The following is a 5886-nucleotide window of genomic DNA, read 5'->3' as shown; positions in this document are numbered from 1 at the left end:
CACCCAGGGCGGGGGCGCCGATGAGGTTCATCACGCCGCTGATGACGGCCTCCAGGCCGCCGCTCTTGAGGATGTAGCCGTCCGCGCCGGAGGCCTTCGTCTTGCCGGCCAGCTCCGCCTCCGAGATGTCGGAGTAGAGCACCAGCTTGGACGTCACCTTCTTCTGGCTCCGGAGGTACTCGACGACGTCGTCGCCGAACATCTCCGGCATGTTCACGTCCATGAGGATGAGCGCGAACGGCCCCTCGGAGAGCTTCTGGTTGAGGCTCGTCAGGTCCTGGGCCCCGCTCACCTGATAGCCGGCGGCGGTGAGGGCCCGGACGGTGAGCTCCACCAGCATCGGGCTGTCATCAATGACCAGTACGCGCGACATCGTCCTCCTCAAAGGATTCGGGGTGGAACCCTACACCTTTGGTTCAGCGCGGACCATCGAAACGGCGAGCGGCCGGCCAGCTTGATGCCGACACTTGACCGGTTTTCGTCCCCTCCGGATACTCGGACGCCTTGACCACGACCTCGACTCCCCTCCAGCGAGCACTCCGGATGGCTCCGGACCGTGCCGTGGCCGTCCAAGCCCGACCGGAGCAGGAGTTCTTCTGCTTCCGGGTGGGAGACCTGCGGCTCGGCGTGCCCAGCGAGAACGTCCTCGAGGTGTTCCGCGCCGGCCTGCTCACCCCCCTGCCGAGGACGCCGTCCTTCATCATGGGCGTGACGGGCCACCGCGGCGAGGTGCTGCCCGTGGTGGACCTCCTGCGCTTCCTCTCCAAGGGCGAGGCGCGCATCGGTCCCCGCACGCGCCTGTTCATCGGCATCACCGGCAGCATCGTCGCCGGGGTCGTCGCCGACACGGTGCTGGGCCTGCGCCGCATCCCGGTGGCGGACATCCTCCCACCGCCGCTGGGCGGTGACGCGGCGGCCGAGCACCTGATGGGCGTGGTGCCGGGCGCCACGCCGCAGGACAGCATCAACCTGCTCAACTTCTCCAAGCTCCTGCAGACGGCGCGGCAGCGCGCGGTGGCGCGATGAACGACGAGTCGCTCGACCTGGAGGAGATGGTGGAGGAGGTGGACATCCTCTTCTTCGAGATCGGCGGGGGCGTGTTCGGCACGGACGCGTCGCAGGTGCTGCGGATCGATCGCTCGTTGCCGGAGGACATCACCCTGCCGGAGCTGGGCCTGTTGCACCGGGGCAACCGCGCGCTGGTGTTCGACACGCCGGAGGGCGAGGGCCACCTGAAGGTGGACGCCGTCCGGGGCGTGCGCCCCATCCCCGTGACTCAACTTCGCCGCATGCCCCCCACGGCGGGCGCGGCCGCTTATGCCGTCGGTGTGTGCCTGGAAGAAGCCCGCACCGTGTTGCTGATTGACCTGGTGGAGACCGCCAGGACCCGAGGAACTCAAGGAAGGCACTGACCGCAATGTCCCTGGACACCCCCAACGAGAAGCCCACGTCCAAGGCCCGATCCGCCCGGAAGGCCCCTGCCTCCAAGGCGGCCGGTGCCGCCGCGCCCGCGGCCCCCATCCCCCATAAGGCCTTCACCGACACGCTGCTGACGGTGCTTGCCGGCAACCTCCAGGCCCGCGTCCCCAAGGAGCTGGTGGGCGAGGGCGGCGAGGAGCTGGCCCACCTGCTCAACCAGGTGCTGGACAACTTCGCCAGCTCCGAGCACCGCAAGCACGTGGCGGCGCAGGAGATCGACCAGGCACTGGACGCGCTCATCAGCCTGGTGCGCGAGGGTGACCTGTCCCAGTGGAACACCACCACCGAGGACCCCCAGCTGGGACCGCTGCTCGAGGGCTTCGGCAAGGTCATCGAGACGCTGCGCACGTTCGTGCGGGAGATCAACGAGGCGGCGCTGAGGCTGTCCTCGTCCGCCAACCAGGTGCTCGCGGCGTCCACGCAGCACGAGACGTCCTCCACGGAGCAGGCCGCCGCCATCCACGAGACGACGGCGACCATGGAGGAGCTCAAGCACGCCTCCGCGCAGATCGCCGAGAACGCGGGCAGCGTGGCGCGCGTGGCCGAGGAGACGCTGGGCGCGGCGCGCGCGGGCCGGGGCGCCATCGGTGAGTTCATCCAGGCGATGCAGCAGATCCGCAGCGACGGCGTCGCGGTGGCGGACTCCATCGCCAAGCTGTCCAAGCGCGTGGAGCGCATCGGCACCGTGGTGGAGGTCATCGACGAGATCGCCGACCGCTCGGACCTGCTCGCGCTGAACGCGGCGCTCGAGGGCAGCCGCGCCGGTGAGGCGGGCAAGGGCTTCTCCATCGTCGCGGCGGAGATGCGCCGGCTGGCGGAGAACGTCCTGGACTCCACCAAGGAGATCAAGAACCTCATCACGGAGATCCGCGAGGCCACCGCCGCGGCCGCGGGCGCCGCCGAGGCGTCCAAGTCCGCCACCGAGTCCGGTGAGAAGCTGGGCGCCGTCGCCGCGCAGGCCGTCGAGGGCATCCTCGCCGGCGTGCAGGAGACGAGCGACGCGGCTCGCGTCATCAACCTCGCCACGCAGCAGCAGCGCACGGCCACCGAGCAGGTGGTGGCGTCCATGGCGGAGATCGAGGACGTGACGCGTCAGACGACGCAGGCGTCGAAGCAGGCGACGGGCGCGGCCGCGGAGCTCACGCGGCTGGCCGCGCGTCTCGCGGAGCTCATCAAGCGCTTCAAGGCCGACTAGCTCTTCCGGGAAGGGGAGGGTGCGCAGCACTCACCGCCCATGGACACCGAGGCTCTCAAGAAATCCCTCCTGAAGAAGTTCCAGGAGGTCACGGCCGACCGCCTCCAGAAGATTCAGCTGGGCGTGTTGGACCTGGAGAAGGAAACCGCGGACCAGGCCGCGGACGACGTCGCGCGCGAGCTGCACACGATGAAGGGGGAGGCCCGCATGCTGGGCCTCGCCGCCATCGGTCAGCTCGCCCACGCGGCGGAGGACGTCCTGCGCGCCGAGCGCGAGGGACGCACGGCCACGGAGATCGCCACGGACGTCATGCTCCGTGCCTGCGACGTCCTGTCGGACCTCATCGAGGACCTGTCCGGTGCCAACACCGGTACGCCCGCCAGCGAGGACATGGTCCGCGCGCTGGCGGAGGTCTCCGGTCAGGCCGCGCCCGCCATCCCCGGCGCGAAGCCCCCGACGCCCGCGCCAGCGCCGGCCCCCGTGGTGGCCGCGCCGGTGCAGGCGCCCGTGGTCCGGGCTCCGGTGGTGGAGGCGCCCGTCGCCGCGGCGCCCGTGGCCCATGCTCCCGCGCCCGCGTCGGGCCGCGCGGAGGAGGAGGCCCCGAGCGCCGCCAAGTCGGCCATCGCCGACCGCACCATCCGCGTCAACGTGGAGGTGCTGGACTCGCTGGGCCTGCTCGCCGGCGACCTGCTGGTGGAGAGCGCCCGGGGGCGGCTGCGCAGCTCCGAGACGGAGGAGCTGTTCGAGCGCTTCAGCCGCATGGGCGACCGGTTCCTGCGCCTGGCGGAGGCGCTGGACATCCCGCTGGAGGTGCGCGCGCAGCTGGACCGCGTCGAGAGCGACCTGCACATGCTGCGCGACGATGCGTTCCGCTTCGTGCGGCGCAACGACGACGGCATCAACACGCTGCACGGCAACCTGTCGAAGATGGCGGACCACGTGGCCGAGGCCCGGCTGGTGCCGCTGTCCACGGTGTTCGACGCCTTCCCGCGCGCGGTGCGCGACATGGCGCGCACGCAGACGAAGGAAGTGGACCTGCTCATCGAGAACGCCGACATCGGCGTGGACCGGTCCATGCTGGGCGACGTGCGCGACGCGCTGGTGCACCTCTTGCGCAACTCGGTGGACCACGGCCTGGAGTCCCCGGACACGCGCCAGGCGCTGGGCAAGCCGCAGACGGGCCGCATCCGCATCCGCGTGCGCGTGGATGGCGACATGCTGCACATCGAGGTGGAGGACGACGGGCGCGGCATCGACCCGGAGCGTCTGCGCCAGGTGGCCATCAACAAGCGCCTCATCACCGCGGTGCAGGCCGCGTCGCTGTCGGAGCGCGAGGCCATCGAGCTCATCTTCCGTCCCGGCTTCTCCACCCGCGAGCAGGTCAGCGAGCTGTCCGGCCGCGGCGTGGGCATGGACGTGGTGAAGCGCAAGGTGGAGACGCTCGGCGGCTCCGTCGGCGTCAACAGCCGCATCGGCCGAGGCACCACCATCACCCTGCGGCTGCCCCAGTCGCTCGCGCTGATGAAGGTGCTGCTGGTGCGCCTGGGCGACGACGTCTACGGCATGCCCGCCGCGGACGTCGAGGCCGTGATGCGCGTCAAGCCGGAGGACCGGCTGGAAATCTTCGGCACCCTCGCGGTGCGCCACCGGGGCAAGCCCACGGCGCTCGTCGCGCTGGGGCCGCTGCTCGGCCTCAACGGCGGCAACCGCTTCGACAAGCCGCCGGCCGTCGTCGTGCGCCACGGCGAGGACCACGCGGCGCTGGTCGTCGACGGCTTCGTGGACGAGCGCGAGGTGGCGGTGAAGCCGTGCGGCGGGGAGTTCCTCAAGGGCGCGCCCTTCATCGCGGGCACCGCCGCGCTGGAGGACGGCCGCATCGCCGTGCTGCTGCACGTGCCGGACATCATGACGGAGGTGCGCCGCATGGCGCGGCCTGTCACCCAGGCTCCGGCCGCCAAGCGCCTGCGGGTCCTGCTGGTGGACGACTCGCCCATCGCCCGCGCCACCGAGGGCGCGCTCGTCAAGGCGCTGGGGCACATGGTGGAGGAGGCGCAGGACGGCGAGGAGGCCTACGGCAAGGTGCAGAACAACTCCTACGACCTCATCCTCACCGACGTGCAGATGCCGAAGATGGACGGCTTCTCGCTCGCGCGCAGGCTGAAGTCGACCCCCGCCGTGGCACGCATCCCCGTCATCATCCTGTCGTCGCTCGCCTCGCCCGAGGACAAGCGGCGCGGCCTGGATGCGGGCGCGGACGCGTACCTCGTCAAGGGAGAGCTGGGCGTGGAAGTGCTCGCCCAGGCCATCGATCGGCTGACCTGAGGAGTGGCGTTTGGGCGGACCGGTCGCGGCGGCGATGGCGTTCAGGGTGCTCATGGTGGGCAAGGGGCTGCGTGCGCTCGCGGCCCGGGGCCTGTTCGACGGTGAGTCGCTCGTCCCGGTGGGGCCCGCCGAGGTCGACTTCCCCGGCGCGCTCGTCGCCGTGCAGCGCCACTTCCCGGACGTGGCCCTGGTGGACCTCACCGGCCTGGAGGCGCTGGAGGCCATCGAGCAGGTGATGGCGGGGCGGCCCGTGCCCGTGCTGGCGCTCCACCCCGGGGCCCTCACCGGCCAGGAGGCCTTCCAGGCCATGGCCCTGGGCGCGCTGGACGTGATGGAGCGCCCGGCGATTCCCGGCCCTGAGTTCTGGGCCCACGTGTCGCGCAAGCTGGTGATGCTGGCCCAGGTGAAGGCCGTGCGGCAGACCCAGACGCGCCCCTCGGCGAGGCTGCCCAGGGAGGACCTGCCCGCGCCGCCCTATCCCCTGGTGGCCATTGCCGCCTCCCTGGGGGGCCCCAAGGCGGTCGCACAGGTACTGCGGAAGATTCCACGAGACTTTCCCGCGCCCATCGCCTACTGCCAGCACATCAGCGAGGGTTTCACGGAGGGCCTCGCGCACTGGCTGACGATGGAGACGGCGCTGGGAGTGACGGAGGCGGAGCACGGCATGGTGATGGTGCCCGGGACGGTGTACATCGCCCCGTCGGGCAGTCACCTGTTGGTGCGACCCGAGGGCAGGTTGGAGCTGGACTCGGGGCCCGCGCTCCGGGGCTTCCGGCCCTCGTGTGACATGCTGCTCACTTCGGCCGGGGAGTCCTTCGGTGCGCGCTGTGTCGGAGTCATCCTGACGGGAATGGGGCGGGATGGGGCTCGGGGGATGAAGGAGATCCGGG

6 protein-coding genes are annotated in these 5886 nt (G+C 71.1%); 5 read left to right on the top strand and 1 reads right to left on the bottom strand.

The genetic code is table 11. From position 1 onward, the window contains the following. On the bottom strand, positions 1 to 373 hold a 373-nt coding region (locus FL311_RS40345), incomplete at its 3' end, for a response regulator (RefSeq protein WP_141332956.1). A gap of 170 nt (positions 374 to 543) precedes the next feature. On the opposite strand from FL311_RS40345, the gene FL311_RS40340 reads away from it, so the two are divergent. The 5 genes from FL311_RS40340 to FL311_RS40320 all read left to right on the top strand — a co-directional run. Continuing rightward, a complete protein-coding gene (locus tag FL311_RS40340; protein WP_141332955.1) occupies positions 544 to 1026 on the top strand; it encodes a chemotaxis protein CheW in 483 nt (160 codons plus the stop codon). Continuing rightward, positions 1023 to 1412, top strand: a complete 390-nt coding sequence (locus FL311_RS40335) for a Frizzy aggregation protein FrzB (RefSeq protein ID WP_141332954.1) — start codon at positions 1023 to 1025, stop codon at positions 1410 to 1412. The genes FL311_RS40340 and FL311_RS40335 overlap by 4 nt, the downstream gene beginning before the upstream one ends. Positions 1413 to 1417: 5 nt before the next feature. Further along, on the top strand, positions 1418 to 2674 hold the full coding sequence (locus tag FL311_RS40330; protein WP_141332953.1) for a methyl-accepting chemotaxis protein: 1257 nt from the start codon (positions 1418 to 1420) through the stop codon (positions 2672 to 2674). A 39-nt stretch (positions 2675 to 2713) separates the two neighbouring features. Next, complete coding sequence (locus tag FL311_RS40325; protein WP_141332952.1) at positions 2714 to 4996, top strand: hybrid sensor histidine kinase/response regulator; 2283 nt, start codon at positions 2714 to 2716, stop codon at positions 4994 to 4996. 34 nt (positions 4997 to 5030) lie between these two features. Next, positions 5031 to 5886 (top strand): chemotaxis protein CheB (locus FL311_RS40320; protein WP_141332957.1); only part of this gene is annotated, 856 nt, incomplete at its 3' end.

It is taken from the genome of Myxococcus sp. AB025B (assembly GCF_006518215.1).
GTDB classification, from domain to species: domain Bacteria; phylum Myxococcota; class Myxococcia; order Myxococcales; family Myxococcaceae; genus Myxococcus; species Myxococcus fulvus.
Note: the sequence above shows the minus strand (reverse complement) of the source record. Positions and strands in the feature narration are given on the sequence as shown.